This is a genomic window from Lentimonas sp. CC4 (assembly GCF_902728235.1).
Taxonomy (GTDB): domain Bacteria; phylum Verrucomicrobiota; class Verrucomicrobiia; order Opitutales; family Coraliomargaritaceae; genus Lentimonas.
This window is the reverse complement of the sequence record NZ_CACVBO010000001.1, coordinates 1,398,669-1,420,938: the sequence shown is the minus strand read 5'-3', so window position 1 is coordinate 1,420,938 and position 22,270 is coordinate 1,398,669. Positions and strand designations below refer to the sequence as shown.

The window sequence follows — 22,270 nt, the reverse complement described above, 5'->3', positions numbered from 1 at the left end:
GAATCGGTCATCCGTCAGTCGTTATCTAAAGCAGAAGATGGCAAATATGAGCTCCTCCGCGTCGAGCACTTCGAGGATCTACAGCATATTGATTTCGAGCATTCCTGCCATGCGATCCTCCTGGATATGCGAATCGAGACAAAACAGGTGCTGGATACGATCCAGTCCATCGGCGCCGTAAACGGCGCAGTCGCGTTGATCTGCCTGTGCCGCAATCATGCACAACTACGAGAGCACAAAGAAGTCATTCACTTGGTGGATGATTATCTCTTAGCGGAGTCCTTGATTGAAGGTGAACTCCCTACGCGTATTTCACATGCGATACGACGGCGGCATAAAGAAGAGCAACTGCTCGAAGAACAAAATTTGCTAAAGCAACTGCTCGAAAACATCCCCGATGCGATCTATTTCAAAGACAAACAAAGCCGCTTCCTAAAAGTGAGCAAAGCGATGAATCAAGTCTACGGCTTTGCAGATCCTAATGCGATTCTAGGCAAGACTGACTTCGACCTATTCACGGCAGAGCATGCGCAGCCCGCTTATGATGACGAGCAAGCGATCATCCAAACAGGAAACCCCATCATTGGTAAGCTCGAAAAAGAGACCCTCTCAGACGGCAGCATCAATTGGGTATCAACTACCAAGATCCCACTACGCGATACACATGATCAGATCATCGGCACCATGGGAATGTCGCGCTCTGTCACTGACCTCAAAGAGGCGCAAGATCAACTCGAGCGAGAAGGTCGCCTACTCAAGACCGTGATCGACTACGCACTGGCAGGCATCTTCGTCAAAGATACACAAGGTCGCTACCTAATCGTTAACCAGCGCCATGCCAATTACCTCGGAGCGGACACAATCGAGGAAGTGATTGGTAAAACACTCCATGACTTTTTTGATCACAAGGAATCGACTCGAATCAGCATCAACGACGCCAAGATCATGCAAACTGGCAAAGGAATCGAGTATATGGTCGATCACCGCACCGGCTTGGGAGAGAAAGACCTATGGCTACTCACTAGCAAAGTTCCGTTTTATGACAAAGACGGAGCGTGCATCGGTCTAGTCGGAATCTCACAAGACATCACGGGACAGAAAGAAGTCGAAATGAAACTCAAGTCGACCATTCAAACGTTGAAGGCGACTCAGCTCCAATTGATAGAAGCTGAGAAACTAAAAACCATCGGTCGATTAGCCGCAGGCGTTGCACATGAAGTTAAAAACCCACTGGCAGTGGTTACGCTCGGAATGGACTTTCTCAAGCAGCAACTCGCCGACTCGACAGAGCTCATAGAGGTGCTAAACGACATGCAAACGGCGACGCAAAAAGCCAATGATGTGATCTTCGAACTGCTCGACTATTCCTCTCCTCACGAGATCAGCATGGTGCCGAAGAACATTAACGAGCTAATCAAACATATCCTCAGCTTCATGCGCCATAACTTCAATGAAGCACACGTTGAATTACAACTGGATCTCAACCCAGACCTACCATTGGTATCCATGGACACTCAGAAAATGGAGCAAGTCTTTATCAACCTGTTCCTCAATGCGATCTCCGAGATGCCTGAAGGCGGCCAACTCATTATCCGCAGCTTTGAGCAGCGCATGCAACAAGCCGGAGCCAATGTATCCAGCAGTATGACAGAGTGCTTCCGTATTGGCGACCATCTGGTAATCATCGAAGTTAAAGATACTGGCGGAGGACTTTCCCCAGCGGAAGTCGATAAAGTATTCGACCCCTTCTACACCTCCAAATCGACCGGTGACGGCACTGGGCTCGGACTCTCCGTAACGCGCAGTATAGTTGATATGCACCGCGGTATGATTACACTAGAAAATAGAACGACAACAAAGGGCGTATGCGCCCGCCTCATATTCCCAACGACCCCCGACAATGAAAATAAATAACAAAATAGCCCCCACAGCCGAAACTCGACGCGTCCTATTGATCGATGACGAAGCAGCCTTTACACGCATGGTAAAACTCAACTTAGAAGCGACAGGCAACTACGCAGTGCGCGTCGTCAACGAGAGCCCCAAAGCCCAGCAAGTCGCCAACGAGTTTAACCCAGAAATCATCCTACTGGATGTTGTAATGCCCGAGGCCGACGGTGGCGACGTAGCGATTCAGCTACGCCAGCACAGAATCACGCAAAACACGCCCATCATCTTTGTCTCCGCCATGGTATCTCGCAAAGAGTCCGGCAGTGGACTCTATAAAAGCGGCGGCGAACACTTCCTCGCAAAACCCGTCACCACCGAGACGCTCTCCAACGCAATTGAAAGCGTATTAAAGAGCGGCAAGTAAAACAGCATCCCGTCGCTGCGCGCTTTAGCCGCAGTGCGTCGGAGAGGCACCGCAGCTCCGGCTCCGCAACTCGGGCTAAAGGTTTCGACAAGCTCAACCGAGCACACCGAGCTACAAATCGCAGCGCGGAGACATATTTGTAGGGAACAAAACACAGAGCCTAAAGTCTATTGTTGTAGATATTCCTAAGGGATCACAACTGAGTGGTCCCGCTACAGAACACGTTTCTCGCAAGGGGAGCGTGTTTCTGGTTTGAAGCGCAGCAGCCCTAGCCCATTAGGGCAAACCCGACCAAAGCGACGAGCCCGAGCAGCAGCACAATCAAAATCGCCCAGACCAACTTCGACGTTTTGTATTTAATTTCCGGAGTCGCTTCGCGGATCTCCTGATACTCAGGAGAGAACACCACCTTTCCCTTTTGCGAATGGATCAAGTATAGGATGTAGCCATGGATCAATGTCCCGATAGGGATATTCAACAAACCAAGCGCAGATAAGATTGTCGCTGGTATTTTCACCCAAGGGCGCAGTCGACGGAATCCTCGACCTACAGAAATCAGCCCAACACCAAGTATGAGCACAACGGAAAAAATACCAATAAAAGCTGCTGAACCCTCCCCTCCGGAAGCCCCAAACGAAGTCACACTCGCACTTAATCCCCCCATCATTACGAGAAAACCGCCAAAATAATACAGCAGCCCGACCGAGCGTATCGAGGCCTCATGCTTAATGTGCTCCTGTCGAATCGCGGCACACTCGCCACTCTGTGCGGTATGCACCCCTTCCTTCATTCGCTGCAAATATGCTTCTCGGCAATTTGCACACACATGCGTGCCTCCTGCCGGAATCAACATATCCATTTGAACGGACTTAAAACAAGTCGGGCAGTCTATAAAGTCGAGGGTGTTGGTATCGTTCATATTCGTAAGGGTTCTCTCTGATTCGTATTCTAGAATTTACTTTGCAAGGCGATAAATCGTATCCACGCAGTTTCGTATGTATTGCTCATCACTCATCGCAGCCGTCACATCTGCGGGGAACTGCACCTGTCCACGAAAGTGCTCTGCCAATTGCGCAAAAAGCCGCGCGCGCGCCACTGCATCCATCTCCCCACGGCGATGCAGCGCATGCAGTGCAATCGCAGATTGCTCCGGCGAAATACGCTGCCGCAGCAATGCCTCCAAACGTGGATGATCACGAAACGAATTATACACATTGCCTAGCACCTCACTCAATTGCGGCGCGTGCAACTCTGGCACCCGCACGACGACTGTCCCAGCGGCAAGATCCCCTAAGCGTTGTGAACGTCGATGAATCAAGGCACAGGAGCCACCGACCAAATACAATACCGGCAAGCTATCCACAAAGCGCAACAGATTGCGCAGCACAAACTGGCTCGGGCGCAGCTTCAGGCCATTGGCATCAATCACGCGTAAGCGCATCAGACGCTTGCCAAGCGTCTGCCCACGCCAAGCCATTTCCAATAGAATGTAATACCCAATCGACACGACAAAATAGAGCAGAATATTAAAGGCCATCGCGATATCCGCAGAGAGCAACCCCAGCAACGTCACCGACACTGAGAGGACCGACATCAAACTCGTGATCGCCATCGTATCGACCGCCACAGCAATAAACCGAGCCACCGGACTCGCAAGCTGATGCACAAACTGCACCCCCTCTGGCGTTTGAATGATTAACTGATTAAAGCGCGCACTCATATCACCGCGCCCTCTTCCTTACGCCCCATAAACATGAAATACGCACACACTCCGATCAGCTGCAGCACCCCGAAGCCTATCTTTAATGCATAAGGCAACACTGGCTCATGATACTGCGAAAAGAAACTCTCGATCAGACCGGCCCAAATCAGCATCACTGCAACGCCAGAGATAATCAGCACCAAATCGCCTCGAATGGATCGCAAACGCTCCCCTAGGCTCATCCGTCCCTGTGCAAACAGTAACGTGCGCCCGAGTAATAACCCGCCCTGCCCCGCTAAAAGAATGGCGGGAATTTCGACGCTACCATGCGGCAGCAACCAGCCGGTCAAAAACACGGTCTCACCAGCCAATATATAATCCACGATGACCGCTCCAAGAATCACTCCATTATAAAAAAGAAAAATACTGGTGCCGATACCAAAGGTCATTCCTAAGGCCAAAGTCAGAATCGCCACCTTCGTGTTATGGGTCATCAGTTGCGCCGAAAAGTTGGACTTACCTCCATCCATATGCGTGCCTTTCATGACTTCCTCTTCGGCCACCCGCTCACTAGGATCTCCCTGCAAATGCGAGAACGGCATTAAGACCGACTTCGAACTAGGATCCAACGCCAAGGCAGCTCCGCCAAAAATAGCGCCGAGACTAAAGATCGCCACCACCAAGGCCAAGACACGCGCATGCCGACGAACCGCCGCAGGAAAAGCATATAACAACGCAGCCAATGCAGTCGCAAACGGCAAGCCGCGCGCGCACCCATGCATCTCGCCAAACCCACGCGCCACTAAAGACTCCAGATAACGCTTCGTCCGAGGCTCCACTGCATACGCACTCAACTTCGACAAATCAGCAGCCACGCGCTCATAGAGATAATGAAAGCGCTGCGCCTCATCCAAATCGAGTTTCGCCCGCGCATCAGATTCCAGCAAGACAACCATCGCCTCAAACTCATCCCACTCCGAGCGACGTTTTCTAATAAATTTTTCTACATCTAAAATCATAGCGCTACAAGACCTGCCTTTGTTTCACCGCCAAGTATTGGTTCACGAGCTCAAGGCTCAGCTTCTCATCATCCAACACGGAAAACTCTACGCCAGCCGCCCGTAACGCGACTTGCAACTGACGAAGTCCATCCCATCTCAAATGCCCAGCGATCTGATCCGAAAGACTCGACCCTCCGACATCCTGCTGCGTTGCATACATCGGGTGCACGCCTTCGCGGCGTATTGAATTTACCAATACATAATGCTGAGATGCCAACAGACCGATATGTTGCTTAAACTCCTCCGCCGCAGCTGAGTCACTCAGGTCCGTCATAAAAATAATTAACGCACGTCGGCGTAAACGCATGCGAATAAAGGTAAACAGCTCATCGAGATCGAATGGCCCACGCTCGGTCTTCAGATCAAATAACGCATCCTGTATGGTTTGGCCATGCTGCTTCCCAGAACTGGCACGCACAAAGCGCGAGACTTGCTGCCCAAACGCAACTAAACCGAAGTGATCCCCTTCACGATCCGCAGCCATACCAAGCACACTCGCCGCAGTCACGTAACGCTCAAGAACGGTTTCCGCATACGCATCATCCACACTGCTGACATCGCGCGCCGAGCGCCGCCCACTCAGTCGCGAATGATCGACCACCAAATAGATCTCCTGCGTCCGCTCCACCTGATACGTCTTCGTCACCAGTTCACCGCGCTTCGCCGAGGCTTTCCAGTGGATATCAAGCATACTATCACCTGCACTATAGTCACGCAGTTGCTCATACTCACGCCCCTGCCCGACCATGCGCTGTGCATGCACACCAATGTTACCGCGATTTAAAAATAGATTCGCCAACTGGCTACGCTCGCGGCGCAAGTTCGGATAGACTCGAAGCTCCGCAGTCGATGGGTAGCAACGGCGCACCTGAAAAAGCCCCATCCTCGAAGGCACCTCAGCGTAGATCGCTGGGCACACATACACACCACGCGAGCGCGCAGTGACCTCCCACTCGACAATCCAGTGCGTTGCCCCTGCACCCACCAGAGCGACCGATTGCGTCTCCACGTCTTGAATAAACTCAACAGGTAGCGGCAGGCCGAGAGTTACAGCAGGCAATGGCTGCCCATCGCAGCGCAGGTGCAGCGATAGTTTACCAGGGTTCCCACGAGCCAAGCGAGTCACTGGCTCCACTTCGACCCGCAGCTTATCTAGCGCCTGCGCAGACAATGATACATCCAACACGCCCAACAGCACCAACCCCGCAATTCCAGCAGGCAACAGCCATGCCAGACTCGGCGATGCCGCGCTCAGCAAGCCAAGCGGCAACAACAGACCGGCAAGTAGCACGCAACGTTGACTGGGAATAGGACGCATTGTTGAATTACGAATTAGGAATTAGGAATTACGCGTGACAAATAATCAGCGTGGCACTGGGACGGTCTCTAAGAGTTGGTGAATCACTTCAGCGATCGTGAGACCTTCGATCTCATACTCAGGCCTCAACATCAGACGATGCGCGAGCACCGGAACGGACAGTGCCTTGACATCGTCAGGCGTGACAAAATCTCTACCATCGATCGCAGCCGAAGCGCGCGATGCCAGCAACAAGGCCTGCGTCGCTCGAGGCCCTGCACCTACCATCACCGATTCATGCTTACGGGTGCGGCGCACCAACTCGACGATATACGCAAGTAACTCCTCTCGCACCACAATCGAATCCAACGCAGCACGCACTTCGAGCAGCTCACCCGCAGCGAGCACAGGTTGCACGGCTTCGCTATCAAGCACCGACTCGGGCGACGCATTGGTCAGCATACTACGCGCGAGGGTCAGCTCATCTGCCTCGTCTGGATAATCCATCAGAATCTTCAGCATGAACCGATCTTGCTGAGCCTGCGGCAAAGCATAGGTGCCTTCGTGCTCGATCGGGTTCTGCGTGGCAAATACCGTAAAACTCGGATCGAGCGCAATATGCTCACGGTCGATGGAAACACGGCGCTCCTGCATCGCCTGTAATAAAGCGGACTGCGTTTTAGCAGGTGCACGATTGATTTCATCCGCGAGTAAGAATGTGGTAAACACAGGGCCTTTGATCAGCGTAAATTCCTGCGTCTTCATATTGAAGATATTGGTGCCCGTAATATCGGCCGGCATGAGATCCGGTGTAAACTGGATACGGCTACTCTCAACCGATAAAACAGAAGCCAGTGTGCGCACAAGCAAAGTCTTTGCGACACCAGGCACCCCTTCGATCAACGCATGCCCGCCTGTAAGAATTGTGATCAAGGCTAAATCAACCACCGCCTTCTGACCGATGATCACCTTGGCGACCTCTGCGCGCGCAGCTTCTAAATGTTGATGAAATTGTTTCAGTGATGCTTCGTTCATAGGCGTCTCCTTTTCTTACGGTTGATAATCGATTGTATATTTAAATGACATTCAAATGGCTTTCGTTTGCGCTTTGGCAGATCAGCATACTCAGCAAGAAAGGTATGCACCTCCTGGATCTCCTGAGCATAATACGCTTCATCCGCTGCATTTCGAATGAAGCTGTCCTTCCATTGGCTAAATGCCTCACGCGGCAAATCGACTGCAGATACACTGCGTCTCACTAAATCGCTCAGACCAGCTTCAGTGGAGTGCTCTGCAAACATGACATTGCCCTGAGAACGCCCAGCATGCGCTGGCAATAGCGGCGAAACTCCGCGCCACACCACTAACAATAACAAGACCGCACAGCCCAAACAGAACCCACCCAAACGATAACGACGCATCAGCATCGCGACTCCTGTGCCCTCGGACACACCAAGGTGCGTTTCATCAAAAATAATAGTGCTCTGATCGCCCAACACCCAAGTCAGCAATTCAGCATAACGATGCTTCAAGAGTGCTTCGTTTGAAAACAAGTAATCATCTGTCAGTAGCACAATACTGCCACGACCATACGCACGCTGTGCCACAACCACTTCTTCCTCGATCTGATACACGGGGGTCCAATCTTCTCCAGTTTCACCCAACGCCCCGCCCTCACGCCATGGCAAACTGAGCGGCAAGGCAGCCACATCGTCGACATCCACACATAGCGCATCGCCACCCTCGTGCTCGCCATACACCAACTCCACCTCGGCCCAAAATCGTCTCTGCTTCCCTTCTGCTCGGCGCGCAAAAACAGACTTCCGATCAACCTCCTCCTGCCCTTCGATCGCTTCGCTGTCCTCATCAGCCCCCTCATCATCGCCTTCAATATACTGATACGCGACATGCTCTGGATTCAGCGCCACGACTAGACGTCCGCCACTCGAAACGAAGCGCTCAATCGAATCAAATTGCGCCAGCTGATACAAGTTCCAGCCACGCGTGTTGAGCAGCAACAGTGTCGCCTCAGACGGTAGATCATCGATCTCATTCAATGGAGTAAAGTTACGCCTCACATCCAATCGATCAATCGACTCATACGCCTCAAACAGTGCCTTTACTCCGACCGGATCTGCCCGTAAACTAGAACCTCTAGGATATGCTTGCCCAGTCTCAAAACGCAAATGGATCAACCACGAAACCCCAGCCAACAAACCGACTAACGCCACCACCAATAGCAGCAAAATGAAGACTCGCATTCTCATACCAGCACCCCCGACTCTGTGAGATAGCGTTCCATCTCTTCAATCTCCGCTTGCCCAGTAGCGCGCTCACCATACCAGACACTTTCGAACAAAGACACCTCTTGACGATACAGCTCCAACAAGTCCACTTGCCCATGCGCACGACGGCTTATCTCATCAGAATATTCACGATTACTTTTCGCCAAACGAATCACTACAATGCCCTCACTCGCCAACGCCGAAAGTTGAGCGAGGAAATATGCTCTCAGTGCGAGTCGATACTCTCCCTTCGCGATAAGCTCCCTCGCCATCTCCACCCAACGATTACGCGGCAATGAATCAGCGGCGACATCCTCTGAATTCAAATCAGGGACGACTTCGGCCGACGAATCCGCTGAGCCTTCAAGCGCCTCTAAAGGTTGATACAGCCGCCACGCACGCACCGCGAAATACACCACGATCAATATAAAACACCCGATCAGCACATAGCTCAGCACTTCGCCTAGCCCAACAAAACCATCCCAATCCCAATCGCTCTCATCCTTATCGCCTTCAGAATCAAACAGCTGCTCAATCCAGTGTTCGATCCGCTCTTTCCATCGTTCGAGCATTTCCTTGAAAGAGTTGAGCCAGCCAATTTCCATCTCCACATCCTCGTTCATCTCTTCACGCGGGAAGCGCCAGGTAAACTCTCGGCGCTCCAGCACCTCATCAATCGATGCATCTAATTGCCGAGGATCGACGCGTTCCAACGAAGATTGCGTAACGCTTGGCTCAGCCCCCAGCGAGGCACTCGAGGAATCCAAAAGCGGCCATACGACTAAGAGCGTCAACAACATGAGCACAGCTTTGCTCAACTCGCTACGACGCAGCCTCAACAATAAATCAGCACCACTACGACGCGACTCACAATAGTGACGACGCAACAAGTAGACCGCCTTGACCAAAGGATCTGTTACGACATAAGCGAGCAAGCAACAGACGAACAACGAAGTAGTATTCAACAAATGGATACCGGAACGAGAAAACACCGTCTCGATGCCCAACAGCGTCTTCAACAAAAACGGCCCAGTCATCAACAGTGTCAGGCAATTGATAAAGCTCAACAGATAGACCACACCCAGCAGAGCCAACAGCATCCAGTTCTGCTCAGGCCACAGCCGAGCCAAGCGCCAGCTCTCACGCACCACATCGCCATCGCTCGCGTCATCACGTGGATCAGAGACCAACACATTTTGATAAAAAGCAAATGCCCAGCCAAACGGAACCGTAATCACAAAAGCAATCGGCAGCACGATCAATGCGGTCGACTGCCAGAATGCTTGCCGCCGAATCACAATCAGCCATTGCCCAACTGACCAAGGCACATCGCCTGCACCATACAAGGTCTCTCGCAATCCATCGCAGAAAAATGCCTGCGCCGCCTTAAACCAAATGAATAAGGCTCCCAACCCGAGCGCACCAGGCAACAATGACTGTCCCGCCAATCCGCTGCTCACCATCTCCGTCCAGAAAAACAGGAACCCAAAAATAAATGGAGCCACACCACATAGATACACGGCCCATGCAATCAACGGCGTGCGGCGCAACAAGTGCACACCTTCTTCAATCAAATCCATTGCAGTGGGCTCACCATCTTGCCGAACACGTCGGCGACGAAAGCGCCGTCGATTCGGCTTCAAGTTGGGAGGCTGATCACGGGACTTCATTCGAAAAATACCCCCGAATGAAACTCTGATGGTATGCGTAACAACACCCTACCGATTTGGTAAAACACATAGACTGCGAACACATACCCCGCGCCGGCCAACAGCCAAGCACCGAGGCTCTTAAAGAGTCCTCGGCTTGATGCCTCCTGCTCTAGCAGTAGTGCATCTAGACAAGTGCGGCAAATCATCCGCCCATCATGCTCTGTCACACACTCGCGGCAGTAGAAGCGCTCGCATTGCGGACAACGCGCCACGGCCTCTCGGCTGACATGTTGAAAACAACGAGACTGTGCCAAAGGTGCCGCCATTATAATTTAGAGGTCGGACGTTGAAACGACTCAGGCGCCGAAGGCACATTCAATGGCGGTGGCGCAGGCGCTTTTGGTTCTTTCGCCCATGCCCCGATACGATGGCGATGACTCTCGGCATCCTTATAAATGGCAGCCTGTAGGTCTGGCTCAGACAAGCTCCCTTGCACGCGCTCGATCTCGGCACTCAACTGAGCCTCGACCCGATTCGCCTTACGTCGCGACTTCACACCATCCAAAATCACGGTTTGCACCGCGGTTTTTACACCAAACAAGACTGAGCCTCGACCGTAGAATAAGACACCAGCAAACACGGCTGGAATCACACCAAACACCGCCAAGGGCAGAAAGTCCCAGCCTCCGAAAAGCACAGGCAATATCATGCACACACTCAAGATCGTCAGCAAAATCGCCATGACCTTACCGCTCGACGTCGGGCACACTAGAATTGCCTCAATGTCGTTATAATACAGGCGTTTGTAGGTCTCCACGTAGTGCCCTTCGACCACTAACAAATGATCATCCCCCAAGTGTGCCGACTGCACACTCAGCAACGAACGCCCGGAGAGCTTCTTATACTGTATGTGTTTCGCGGCCATTTAAAACTCTACTCCAAAAAACATTGCCGCCACGAGGAGACCGCCAAATCCGATTTCAAAAATGGCTAGCAGCGCCGCAACGACATAACGCCAGCGACTACGGCGTAAGAGACTGGTCGGCCCAGCACGCCACTTCACCACACAGATCCCCAATGCCACAGGTGCAGTCACCACCACGATCGGCCCGAACAAAACTGGAAAGATCACGAGCGATAGTGCGATGTCATCCCATTTTGTGCAGCGCCGCTCCTGTTTCACTGCGACATCATCAGCTAGCAAGGATTGTAACGCTTCAAAACTGACGGTCTTCCCGTTCCATTCGGTCTTACACAAATCACAGATCAGACGTCCGCTCACATCACACAGTGCAGTGGCTGGTAATTTCGAGTGAAAGAAGCAGGTCGATTGCCCACCCTCCAGCACCGCCTCGGCACGCACTGCCTCGTTCAAGCGGATCACCGCAGGAAACAAGTGAATATAGTGATTCGCCTGTGTAAAATTCCATCCGTAATCATGCACAACCGGGCGATCCGGTAGCGGCATCGTCCGCATATTTTTTAAAGACCGTAGCTCGTGCTGCATGCGAATCAATTTGAACGCTTAAGCCTCATCGCTCAGATCATCATAGAACGCGGCAAAGGCAGCATACCAGTAGGTCATCGACCACAGCATACCGATGAAGAGCGCTAGAAAGCCAAGAATATGCCAGCCGATAAAACTGACAGACAGGCTAAATAGCTTCGACTTATGGCCATCCATACGACGCGTGCTCTCTTTCAGCACCTCAAAGGCACCCGTCTCTGGCTCATCGTTCGCAATGAAATAAACCAGCGCATAGCGTAAAGACATATAAATTCCGACGATCACTGCAGGAATCGCCGCAACGGCGATCCCGATGAAAAACAGCGGATGCTCTTCCGGCACCGCTACGTCCATCATAAATACTGAGCCCACCAATAAGCCACCGGGAAGCGCTGCAAGCATTGTTGCCAGTCCCACGAAGATCGCAACCAGCCAGTATATGCCCACGCCTCTCCAGAACTTGGAGAAGCCACTAAACAAGTTTCCGACTTCCAGAACCTCGCCGCGTGCTAGCCCCATAAAACAGGCATGAAACCCAAGCGACAGTGGCCCCATAATAGCCCACTGAATCAGCACTCCGATAAAAGGCACCATCGCAGCGGCTTGTTGAAGCAGTGAATTCAAAAAAGTCACCACCACTGAAACGCCCCAATTCCCCGAAAGCGCCTCACGCGCCATCGCACGCAGCTCTGGGTTTGGCGTCGCGCCGCCAGTGCCACGCCCGCTCATCAGAGCGACTGGGTTGCTAACCCCCTCCTTCAGACCCTGCGCATACGAATCACGACAGTGTGGACAGACTTGACGCGCACCAGCAGGAATCAGCTCAGCACTAGAGACCGATGCACCGCAACTCGGGCAGCTCACTTGCGCCGCGCTGGATGGCGCCGCACCCGCAAACACAGCACTATATGGCGACCAATCGGCCATCCCTTCACGCCAGACTAAATTATGTGCCGCAAGTGTGCCGGCCTCAACCAGTGACTTTAGCTCTGCTTCAGAGATTGGCCCCTGTTGCGCTCCATCTTTTTCATAAAACCAATTCATAATGCTTTCCTCTACTGATTGTTGTTAAATTGAACCCCTTCAAAGGGCTAACGGATTCTTAGTGAATTACCATACTTAATCCCCAAAATTCATGACGAGTGCCAACTACTGCTGTGCCTGTTCGATCAACTTTAGTAACGGCTCCTTCTCCGCGGCCGGCATTCTAGAATCACTCACCGCATCATATGCAGCATCGGGGTCGTCCTTCACCCACTTCTGCACGGTCTGCCTCAAGCTATTCTTACGCGCCTTTTCATCCGCGATTGTTTCCGACCAAATAAAACCTGCCTCTGGGTCTGTTTTCGAAATATTACTCACCAAGGTCTTCACAGACGCATCACGTGCCGGGCCATCGTCGAGTGTCGCAATCCACTCCGAAGCCGCCATCGGATCGTGCTGCACATAGGCCTGCGCAATACGATTATAGATGTCCGCCTCCCTCACTTTTTCAGAGTCTGGCAACTGCGCCAAGCCAGCGATCGCAGCCTCTGGATCCTGCCTTGCCCACTGCGAGTAGGCGGAACTCAGATTGGCATTCAAACGGTTCTCCGGCAGATCATTGACCATATAGTCAATCGCCTCAACAGGTTCCGACTGTATCCAGTGGCTCAGAACCTGCCCCACTGAATTATTACGCGCTTGCTCATCCGACAGACTCTCCACCCATGCCAACGCACCTGCGCGATCATACTTCGCCCACTCCCCGACCATTTGGCTCGCAACTTTACGCTGCAACATCGGATCCTCGCTCTCCAGAATCAATGCACGCGCCTCCTCGCCCCCATTACGCGAAAGTTGCCAGCTCATATGGTTCAACGCCCGCTCACGCTCGTCCTCATATTCTAAGCTCTGCGCAAAGGTCAGCGCCGCCTTCGGGTCGCGCTCGGCGAGCATGCTCGCCACCGAGCTGAGCGCATTCATACGCGCACTACCTGGGCGCATCTGCCGCGCAAACTCAATCGCCCGATCCGGGTCAGCATCTGCCATACTGCGTAACACATCGCCCACCTTTTGATCATAGGTCGAACCCGTCGCAACCGTTCCCACCCAATCAAACAGCGACTCGATGTCCTCATAGCTTTTATTCCAAGCGAAACTCTGAAAATGTAAATTGCTTAGAATGTCACGTCGTTGCACCGGATCAGGCTCAGATTCAATAAATACCTTTGCCGTATCGAAATCCTGATTGAGCAAACGGCGAAACACCTCCTTGCGCGAATTATAGACCGAGCCATCCACAGGCAACGAATCCAGCCATTCCAACGCCTCCATCGGCTCACGCGCTACCCACTCTTGCATCGCACCCGACAACGCCTGCACCTTCATCTGGCTATCCGGCATTGCTAAGGCCGCTTGACGCGCACCCGCACCATCCTTCATCGCCCACTGCGAGAAGATTTGCGAATAGACATACTGCGCATTGCGCAACTGCCCCTGCTCTGTCTGCTCATCGGCAAAGCGCAAGGCGGCCTGCGGATCTTTCGCTGCAAGCGTTTGTATGATAGACTGAACCGCATTACTACGCTGGCGGCGGTCATCCATCTGTTGCAACATGTCCATCGCACGAGGCAAGTCTCCCGAGGCCACCGTGCGCACCACTGCCTGTATCGCCGAATTACGCATCCGTGAATCTGTGAGTGCTTGCGCGGCGGCATAGGCCGCATTCACATCACTCTTCGCCCATGCGCTAAACAGTAAATTCTGCATGCCCCATCGCTTCTGCTGAGGCATCGATTGCAAATAGGTTAACATCCCTTGTGGGTCACTCTCCGCCCACTTCGTCGCAATCAGATTACCCATGATCCAATTAGTCGCCCGATTCGAATCATCCAATGTATCCAACAACTTCGGAAAGTCCTCCGCCGTCAGCCCCTGCAGGCGCCCGTGCAAGGCTCCGATCTGATCAAACTGGCTCTTCGATTTGAGTGCCGCCAACCATGCCTCACTGATGCCAGAGTTCGGGATCAGTTCCTCGTCCGACATCTCAGTCGCCACAACTTCGGTCGCACCCATCGACTCCACTGAACCACCCTTAGCCAACGACGCTTCAAGCGCAGTCGAACGTGGACTCCCCAAATCCTTCTTCGGCGACAGGAAAAATCCAAGCACACAACCAAGCACAAGCGCAACAAACAGGGGTAACCATTTCATAGACGCCCCAACCTAGAAAGCGCGAGGCAAAGCGCAAGCGCAGGTTTACGGCGTGCCCAGATGCCTAGACGTAAAAAAGCCCACTCCAAAGAGTGGGCTTTTAGAAAATGCGATTGTGCGGAGAACTATGCGCGACGGCGACGCACCATCACGTAACCCAAAGCGCAGAGGCCACCGAGCAGTGCGAAGGTGCTTGGTTCTGGGACCGCGACTCCGGTTAGTGTGACCGAATTAATCGCATAATACTCACCACCCGTGCCATCACCAAATGCATAGGCACTAGCGTTATTCTCTGCATCTAAAGCAAAACGAAGCTCATTCACTGCCGAACCGGTATAGGCATATGACGCATAAACGACTGTGCCACCATCTCCATCATTTGGATTCGCATACGAGTATGTAACGGTATCAGCCACAAAATCGATGACAGTGGTCATCGTTACCGAATTCGCACCAGTCGCAGCTAAACCCCAGTTATTCGTAGGGTTCAAGGTCGCGTAATCACCTCCAGTGTTTAGGTTATTAGTTTCATATGAGTCGGGGCGAGCTTGAGCATCAGTAACATGCAAGATGCCTTGGTCAGATACTCGAACGGTATCTGTCCCATCATCATACTGTAAGCCGACACGAAACTTAGTCCCTCGAGTCGCATTATTAGACAAGTCGAAATTCATCTGATACGTCAGCGTAACACTACTGAATGCTGTATCTGTAACATCTGTAAACTCACGAACCTTAAACTGTGTCCATGTGCCTGGGTCTGTTCCTACATTAGAAGCAGCATCATAGGCAAACACACCAGAACCACTCTGAACCTGCCAACCGACCGAACTTTGAGTATTCGTAACGCGACCAGCCTGGTCTACCGCAGCAGCAGCGTCGGTGCCATTTGAGTCACTAAAGTCGATATTAACTAACTGAGCTGAGAGCGACGAAGCTCCAGCGAACAGCGCAATCGCGCCGAGGGTGTAGGGTGTCTTTTTCATAGGTATTTTTGTTTATTTGAAATGAATATTCGGGATATTGGGTATGACTATCAGTATTCAGCGCCTCTGACTCAAGAGAACGACTCATTGCTTTTCTCTTGTTTTTCATTGAATAAACGCACACCCCGACAACTTTGACGAAAAAAGCCCCTCGCGCATGCGAGGGGCTTTTGAAGAATCGTTGGCTGCGATCGCTGATTTAGCGCATCGCCAGCTCATCCCCGTCCAGCGTGAAACATACGGTAGATTGCTCGGCGACTTCGCCACTTAGGATGCCGCGCGCCAAGCGCGTCTCGACTTGCTTTTGCAAGAAGCGCTTGAGCGGACGTGCACCATAGACAGGATCGTAGCCCTTTTCCCCGATCCACTTGCGGGCACCTTCGTCGAACTCAATGGTGATCTGACGATCTGCGAGGCGTGCGTTTAAATGCGCGAGCAACAGATCCACAATCTGAGTGATCTCTTCAAGCGTGAGTGGCTTAAACAGGATGACATCGTCGATACGATTCAAGAACTCCGGACGGAAGCCTTGACGCAACTCGGCCATGACCGATTCGCGCACGCTCTCAGGAATCTCGTCGCCGGAGACGCCTTCCGTTAAGAAGCGACTGCCGACATTCGAAGTCATGATGATCACTGTGTTTTTGAAGTCCACTGTGTGCCCCTGCGAATCGGTAATGCGGCCATCGTCCATCACTTGTAGGAGCACGTTGAAGACATCTGGATGCGCTTTCTCGATTTCGTCGAAAAGCACCACGCTATATGGCTTACGACGCACGGCCTCTGTGAGTTGACCGCCTTCGTCATAACCAACGTATCCTGGAGGTGCGCCGATCAAACGAGCCACCGAGTGCTTCTCCATGTATTCCGACATGTCGAGGCGCACGATGTTATCCGCTGAATCAAACAAGGTCTCTGCCAAGGTTCGAGCGAGCTCAGTCTTACCGACACCCGTCGGTCCGAGGAAGAGGAAACTACCAATCGGCCGGCGCGGATCTTTAATCCCCGCACGCGCACGCAGAATCGCTTCCGAGACGAGCGTCACCGCTTCGTCTTGGCCGACGACACTTTCGTGCAACACCTCGCCGAGGCGTAGCAACTTCTCGCGCTCACCTTCCACCAGTCGTGTGACGGGCACGCCTGTCCACTTCGAGACGATACCAGCGATCTCTTCTTGAGAGACTTCTTCCTTCAAGAGTGCTCCCTCCTTCGCCTCCACAGCTTCGAGTGCCTGTAGCTTTTCTTCCAGCTCCGGCATCTTACCATGGCGCAACTGAGCGACCGCATTGAGATCGTATTCGCGTTCGGCCTTTTCCATCGCGATGCGAGTGGCATCGAGTTCTTCACGCACAGCACGAATCTCGTCGATGGCGCCCTTCTCGTTGTCCCACTGAGAGCGGAAGACCGCTTCCTCCTCCCGAATGTTAGCGAGCTCTTTGGAGAGCGCCTTCAGACGCGCCTTGGAAGCATCGTCCTTCTCATTCTTGAGCGCGGCTTCTTCGATTTCGAGTCGCAAGGCACGGCGAGTCAGCTCGTCGAGTTCTTGCGGCATGCTGTCCATCTCCGTGCGGATCAGCGCACAGGCTTCGTCGACGAGGTCGATTGCTTTATCTGGCAAGAAACGATCCGTGATGTAGCGATGCGAGAGCACAGCAGCTTGGACGAGGGCATTGTCTTGAATGCGCACCCCATGGAAGAGCTCGAAGCGTTCGCGGATACCACGCAGGATCGAAATGGTGTCTTCGACTGTGGGTTGATCCACCTGCACCGGCTGAAAACGACGTTCGAGCGCCGCGTCCTTCTCGATGTATTTCCGATACTCATCGAGCGTGGTCGCACCGATACAGTGCAGCTCCCCGCGGGCGAGCATGGGCTTGAGCATGTTGCCCGCATCCATGGCCCCCTCGGACTTGCCCGCACCGACAATCGTATGCAGCTCATCAATGAATAGCAGAATACGTCCGTCACTGGATTTGACCTCAGCGAGGACAGCCTTGAGGCGCTCCTCAAACTCACCGCGATATTTCGCGCCCGCGATCAGCGAGCCCATATCGAGGGCAAAGATCGTCTTGTCTTTGAGGCCTTCGGAAACGTCGCCACGCACAATGCGTTGCGCGAGGCCTTCGATGATGGCGGTCTTACCGACACCAGGCTCACCAATGAGGACGGGATTGTTCTTGGTTTTGCGCGAGAGAATACGAATCACGCGGCGGATTTCATCATCACGCCCGATCACGGGATCCATTTTTCCCTTACGCGCCTGCTCGACCAGATCGATACCGTATTTCTCTAAGGCTTCGAAGGTCGTCTCTGGATTACGGCTGGTCACATTTTGACCGCCACGTAACGATTTAAGGACTTCGAACACTTTATCACGGTCGAGTGTAAATTGCTTAAAGAACTGACCAAGTTTGCCTTTCGTATCGGCGGCCAAGAGCCCAAGGAATAAGTGCTCGGTGCTGACGTATTCGTCCTTCAGCGCGGTCTTTTCTTTGTCCGCCTGCGCGATCGCCTTCTGTAGCGCCGAGGAGACATAGACTTGGCTGACGTTCACGCTACCAGTCGCTTTCGGCAGCTTGTCGATCTCACGCTCGGTGGCGAGTTGCACCGCCGAAGGTGTAATCTGTAAGCGCTCCAAGAGGCTAGGCACGATGCCGTCTTCCTGTTGAACAAGTGCAAGGAGGAGATGCCATACGTCGATCTCCTGCTGACCGTGACTGCGCGCAAGGTTCTGCGCCTCCTGCACGGCAAAGGCAGATTTCTCTGTAAATGTGTTAAAATCAATATTCATGCCTCACTCTACTGCATAAGTTGTTCCATCTCAAATTGACGCAGACAAACAGCAGGCACTCGAACTTAAACCACTAACAATCAACGATTAGAATCAAACAACCGACAACACTTAACCAACAACAACAAACTGCACAGCGGGACAATTCGCCACGGGCAAGCGACAAAATGACCCACTTGGCACATTTTGAAAAATTGCTCTAAAAGGCCCGTAGCTGCGGCCTTTAGACGCAGTGCGTCGGAGAGGCACGGTGCTCAGGCTCCGCTCGCGGGCTAAAGCACAATGCCATTGCATATTAATTGCAGCACCAAAGGTGCGTCCTATGTCAGCCTAGGGCAACGCCCTAGGATTTGAATCAACCACCTCCTAAGCCCTGAAAGGGCGACTTAATCGCGCAAGGCGTGGACGAGCGAATAGAACGCCCTTTCAGGGCTAGCTGTCTGGGGCTTAAATTCCCGGGGCGTTGCCCCGGGCTAATATAGGTTGCCCCTTTGGGGCGAGAAATCATGCAAATTGCAAATATGACAATCTAGTTTTCTGCTTAACGCTTATATCATTTTTGATATACAATGGCATTAGGCTAAAGCACCGCGCTACAAATCGCGGCGCTCAACGCTCAACACCCCACCAACTTTAGACGAATCACGCTCGACAAGATCACAAGCGCTCACAACTTGTATTTATAGTATGCTTCGACTGAACAAAACCGCCTCCGCTTATCTAAGCGCCACGCTCCTCGTGGTAGCGGGGTGCCAGCTGTCCGCCCTTGAGCAGGGCACCTACTTCATCTTTCAAATCGTCGATCAAGTCGAAGGCACCAAGGTCATTGATAAGCGCCTCGCACTCGACAGTCAGCTGTTCGTCGAAACCGAAACGGCACAGGTAAAATCGGCGCCCTCAACAAAGAAGAGCTCCGAATTCGAGATCGACTACACATCCCTATCCCTTGGCACGGCTCCCACTTCAGGCTTCGGCAGTGCCTTCTCCAGCGGCACGAAGAGGCAAACGCCCAGCGACTCATCCTCCTTCAATCTCAACACAGAAGAGACGATCTCGCTGTTTGGTGATTAAGCCTTTTTCAGCTTCAAGGGCCGCTTGCGGTTCGGATAGAGCGTCCGGCACATCTCGCATACCGTGCCATCGCACCCACGAGCGGAGCAATACTCTCGCCCGTAATAAATAATCTGCAGGTGGAGCGCGTTCCAACTCGCCTCGGGGAAGAGTCGCTTCAGGTCGCGTTCAGTTTGCACCACGCTCTTACCATCCGTCAGTCCCCAGCGCTGCGCGAGTCGATGGATGTGCGTATCGACGGGAAAAGCCGGCACGCCAAATGCCTGCGACATCACAACCGACGCCGTCTTATGCCCCACCCCAGGAAACGTCTCTAAAGTCGCCATATCGTCTGGCACTACCCCACCATGATCATCGACGAGCATACGCGAAAGTCCGGCGATCCCTTTCGACTTCATCGGCGAGAGCCCACACGGGCGAATGATCTCGCGAATCTCTTCGACAGGCACCTGCACCATGGCCTCCGGTGTATCTGCACGCGCAAAGAGTGTCGGCGTGATCTGGTTCACCCGCACATCCGTGCACTGCGCGGATAGCAGGACAGCGATCAATAACGTATAGGGATCCTTATGGTCCAGTGGAATTGGCGGATTCGGATACAGCTCCTCCAAACGATGGAGCACATGAGCTGCGCGTTCTTTTTTGAGCATCAGAGGAAAAAGTTAAATTGAATCAAAAAGCGTCAGATCCGCCGCGTCTAAAAAATCACAAAGCCCTGGACGAACTTCACTGCAAACACGCCGAGATTACTCGCCGCGTGTGCCAACATACACGGAAACAGTGAGCGGTTCTTATTCCATGGCCCAAAACGAAGCGCGTAGAACCAGAGCGAGTTCGCCAGCAAAATCCCCGTCGTAAAAAAGGCCTTCGTAGTAAACGTCCATGCAAAAGCTTCGCCCTCTTCATTGCTCCAGAAATGCCCGTGAATGATCGCGAATATCAGCGAAAACCCCACGCAACTACCGATCAACGCAGCTTTGCCTTTTTTATCGATCACCAGATAACCGCGAAAGATCACCTCTTCCACGATACCTGCTCCAAGGCTGGCGAACACGAAATACCACACCATCTCGCTCTGCTCACTCGCGATGCCCAGCGCAATCTCGCCACCCGTCTCAGCCGCCAAAATCAGCAACGCGCCGATCACACCGATCACAAAGAGCTTCAACGAGGCGGCAGTCGCCCCCGGCATCGCCGACGGATTCGGCTCACCAACCTTCTGCGACTGATAATCGCCCCAATATATATTCCCCACGTAGGCAGCCATGCCGACGTAGAGTAAGATCATAAAAGGAGATTCGTTCATAAAAGATGACTGATTGATAATGGCGGATGACTGATGGGCGGATAAGTCATGCCAACTTCACTCGCCACTCTCACTCCTCATCCTCACTTAGCAGCCTCGCTGCTAGATATGCCGCGAGTCGTCTTCGTCCTTCTTAGAGTAGCCGCTGTCCTGACGATCGTGGTTCACCTTATTCTTTTTGGTGTAGGCTGCATGCACATCTTCTGGAGACATGCCCAGCACCTGCGCGAGTGAAATCACAAAGTGAAACAGATCGACCACTTCGACCTTCGCATTTTGCTCGTCGAACTCTTGATATTTCGCCCACCACTTCCATGGCACCGAATCAATCAGCTCCGACATTTCCTGCTGCATCGCGCGCGTGTAATTCAGCACCCACTTGGTCTTTTCTTCGTCCGACATATTGTCAGTATCCACGCCAATGCGCTTGTTCAACGCGTTCTGAAGGTCAAAAAGTTCGTCAAATTTATCCATGCACAATGCCTACGTGCCGCACCCCCTTCAAGCAAGTGCAAAGAGGTAGATACGTAACACAGACATTCCTGTCTGTTCTTCTCTCTCCCTCATCCAATTGTATCACACCAACCTGTTTTTCAATCGCTTAAGACAATCCATCTTTTCGTGAAAGCCAGCCAGAATGAGAGCGAGACTCTCATGGTTTGTGGTTTTGTTATGTCCTCCCTCGAAAGGCTACTGTGAACACTGTTCAGACGTATTTGTTCACCGCCCGCTGCGCTAGAGCTCGCTGAGGGCGCGGAGAGCTGACGCAGAGCATTTCACAAAATCCTCCCCGGACTCTCAGCGCACTCCGCGAACTCTGCGGTTAAATATTTTACCAGTTGAAGTCACACGCTGCTATTAGCCTCGCAGCTCGTCAGCAACTTCGTCGAAAACCGCTTCAACAGAATCTTCGCCACTTTGCAACAGTGTGCGCCCCAACACGTAATCCTTTATTGATTGCCCTGAAAGTGCGGCAAGTGCCTTGAGCCGCTTATGCTGCCCTGGCGTAACATCGATTGAAATGCGACTGGTTGTCGTTATCGGCGATAGCCACGCGAACAGACAGCCCAATCTAAAGTGAAAAGACATTTCTAAACCACTGA

General features: G+C 52.6%; 21 protein-coding genes. 3 read left to right on the top strand and 18 right to left on the bottom strand.

What is annotated here, in order from left to right; genetic code table 11:
• Positions 1-126 precede the first annotated feature (126 nt).
• Both GZZ87_RS06245 and GZZ87_RS06240 read left to right on the top strand, forming a co-directional pair.
• Positions 127-1,914 (top strand): PAS domain-containing sensor histidine kinase, encoded by a 1,788-nt coding sequence (locus tag GZZ87_RS06245; protein ID WP_162025667.1) that lies wholly within the window; start codon positions 127-129, stop codon positions 1,912-1,914.
• Positions 1,901-2,314: a response regulator gene (locus tag GZZ87_RS06240; RefSeq protein WP_162025666.1), complete on the top strand. Its 414-nt coding sequence runs from the start codon at positions 1,901-1,903 to the stop codon at positions 2,312-2,314. Before GZZ87_RS06245 ends, GZZ87_RS06240 begins: the two co-directional genes overlap by 14 nt.
• 268 nt (positions 2,315-2,582) lie before the next feature.
• On the opposite strand, the gene GZZ87_RS06235 is transcribed toward GZZ87_RS06240, so the two are convergent.
• From GZZ87_RS06235 to clpB, 14 genes are all read right to left on the bottom strand, one after another.
• Positions 2,583-3,233 carry a hypothetical protein gene (locus tag GZZ87_RS06235; RefSeq protein ID WP_162025665.1) on the bottom strand — a complete coding sequence of 217 codons (651 nt, stop codon included), beginning with the start codon at positions 3,231-3,233 and terminating at the stop codon, positions 2,583-2,585.
• A 36-nt stretch (positions 3,234-3,269) separates the two neighbouring features.
• Complete coding sequence (locus GZZ87_RS06230) at positions 3,270-4,034, bottom strand: RDD family protein (protein ID WP_162025664.1); 765 nt, start codon at positions 4,032-4,034, stop codon at positions 3,270-3,272.
• Entirely contained in the window at positions 4,031-5,035 is a 1,005-nt protein-coding gene (locus tag GZZ87_RS06225) for a stage II sporulation protein M (RefSeq protein ID WP_162025663.1), read from the bottom strand. The genes GZZ87_RS06230 and GZZ87_RS06225 overlap by 4 nt, the downstream gene beginning before the upstream one ends.
• A 4-nt stretch (positions 5,036-5,039) precedes the next feature.
• The gene (locus tag GZZ87_RS06220; RefSeq protein WP_162025662.1) at positions 5,040-6,395 is read right to left on the bottom strand and encodes a DUF58 domain-containing protein; all 1,356 of its coding nucleotides are present in this window, start codon (positions 6,393-6,395) and stop codon (positions 5,040-5,042) included.
• A gap of 45 nt (positions 6,396-6,440) precedes the next feature.
• Positions 6,441-7,409, bottom strand: a complete 969-nt coding sequence (locus GZZ87_RS06215; RefSeq protein WP_162025661.1) for a MoxR family ATPase — start codon at positions 7,407-7,409, stop codon at positions 6,441-6,443.
• Complete coding sequence (locus GZZ87_RS06210) at positions 7,406-8,635, bottom strand: DUF4350 domain-containing protein (protein WP_162025660.1); 1,230 nt, start codon at positions 8,633-8,635, stop codon at positions 7,406-7,408. Before GZZ87_RS06210 ends, GZZ87_RS06215 begins: the two co-directional genes overlap by 4 nt.
• 2 nt (positions 8,636-8,637) lie before the next feature.
• The gene (locus GZZ87_RS06205) at positions 8,638-10,329 is read right to left on the bottom strand and encodes a hypothetical protein (protein WP_162025659.1); all 1,692 of its coding nucleotides are present in this window, start codon (positions 10,327-10,329) and stop codon (positions 8,638-8,640) included.
• Positions 10,326-10,637: a rhomboid family protein gene (locus GZZ87_RS06200; RefSeq protein ID WP_162025658.1), complete on the bottom strand. Its 312-nt coding sequence runs from the start codon at positions 10,635-10,637 to the stop codon at positions 10,326-10,328. Before GZZ87_RS06200 ends, GZZ87_RS06205 begins: the two co-directional genes overlap by 4 nt.
• A complete protein-coding gene (locus tag GZZ87_RS06195; protein ID WP_162025657.1) occupies positions 10,637-11,236 on the bottom strand; it encodes a hypothetical protein in 600 nt (199 codons plus the stop codon). Before GZZ87_RS06195 ends, GZZ87_RS06200 begins: the two co-directional genes overlap by 1 nt.
• The gene (locus GZZ87_RS06190; RefSeq protein ID WP_162029551.1) at positions 11,237-11,779 is read right to left on the bottom strand and encodes a hypothetical protein; all 543 of its coding nucleotides are present in this window, start codon (positions 11,777-11,779) and stop codon (positions 11,237-11,239) included.
• Between the two features lie 57 nt (positions 11,780-11,836).
• The gene (locus tag GZZ87_RS06185) at positions 11,837-12,862 is read right to left on the bottom strand and encodes a DUF975 family protein (RefSeq protein WP_162025655.1); all 1,026 of its coding nucleotides are present in this window, start codon (positions 12,860-12,862) and stop codon (positions 11,837-11,839) included.
• A gap of 105 nt (positions 12,863-12,967) precedes the next feature.
• The gene (locus GZZ87_RS06180; protein ID WP_162025654.1) at positions 12,968-15,013 is read right to left on the bottom strand and encodes a hypothetical protein; all 2,046 of its coding nucleotides are present in this window, start codon (positions 15,011-15,013) and stop codon (positions 12,968-12,970) included.
• Positions 15,014-15,138: 125 nt separating this feature from the next.
• On the bottom strand, positions 15,139-15,999 hold the full coding sequence (locus GZZ87_RS06175) for a PEP-CTERM sorting domain-containing protein (protein ID WP_162025653.1): 861 nt from the start codon (positions 15,997-15,999) through the stop codon (positions 15,139-15,141).
• 199 nt (positions 16,000-16,198) lie between these two features.
• Positions 16,199-18,790: an ATP-dependent chaperone ClpB gene (gene clpB, locus GZZ87_RS06170; protein WP_162025652.1), complete on the bottom strand. Its 2,592-nt coding sequence runs from the start codon at positions 18,788-18,790 to the stop codon at positions 16,199-16,201.
• 687 nt (positions 18,791-19,477) lie between these two features.
• Here clpB and GZZ87_RS06165 point away from each other — a divergent pair.
• Complete coding sequence (locus tag GZZ87_RS06165; RefSeq protein ID WP_162025651.1) at positions 19,478-19,861, top strand: hypothetical protein; 384 nt, start codon at positions 19,478-19,480, stop codon at positions 19,859-19,861.
• Here GZZ87_RS06165 and nth read toward each other — a convergent pair.
• The 4 genes from nth to GZZ87_RS06145 all read right to left on the bottom strand — a co-directional run bounded on the left by nth (position 19,858) and on the right by GZZ87_RS06145 (position 22,256).
• Entirely contained in the window at positions 19,858-20,511 is a 654-nt protein-coding gene (nth, locus tag GZZ87_RS06160) for an endonuclease III (protein ID WP_162025650.1), read from the bottom strand. The genes GZZ87_RS06165 and nth overlap by 4 nt on opposite strands.
• A 47-nt stretch (positions 20,512-20,558) precedes the next feature.
• Positions 20,559-21,167, bottom strand: a complete 609-nt coding sequence (locus tag GZZ87_RS06155; protein WP_162025649.1) for a CPBP family intramembrane glutamic endopeptidase — start codon at positions 21,165-21,167, stop codon at positions 20,559-20,561.
• A gap of 102 nt (positions 21,168-21,269) precedes the next feature.
• Positions 21,270-21,641 carry a dUTPase gene (locus GZZ87_RS06150; protein ID WP_162025648.1) on the bottom strand — a complete coding sequence of 124 codons (372 nt, stop codon included), beginning with the start codon at positions 21,639-21,641 and terminating at the stop codon, positions 21,270-21,272.
• Positions 21,642-22,025: 384 nt separating this feature from the next.
• Positions 22,026-22,256 carry a hypothetical protein gene (locus tag GZZ87_RS06145; protein ID WP_162025647.1) on the bottom strand — a complete coding sequence of 77 codons (231 nt, stop codon included), beginning with the start codon at positions 22,254-22,256 and terminating at the stop codon, positions 22,026-22,028.
• Positions 22,257-22,270: the final 14 nt, after the last annotated feature.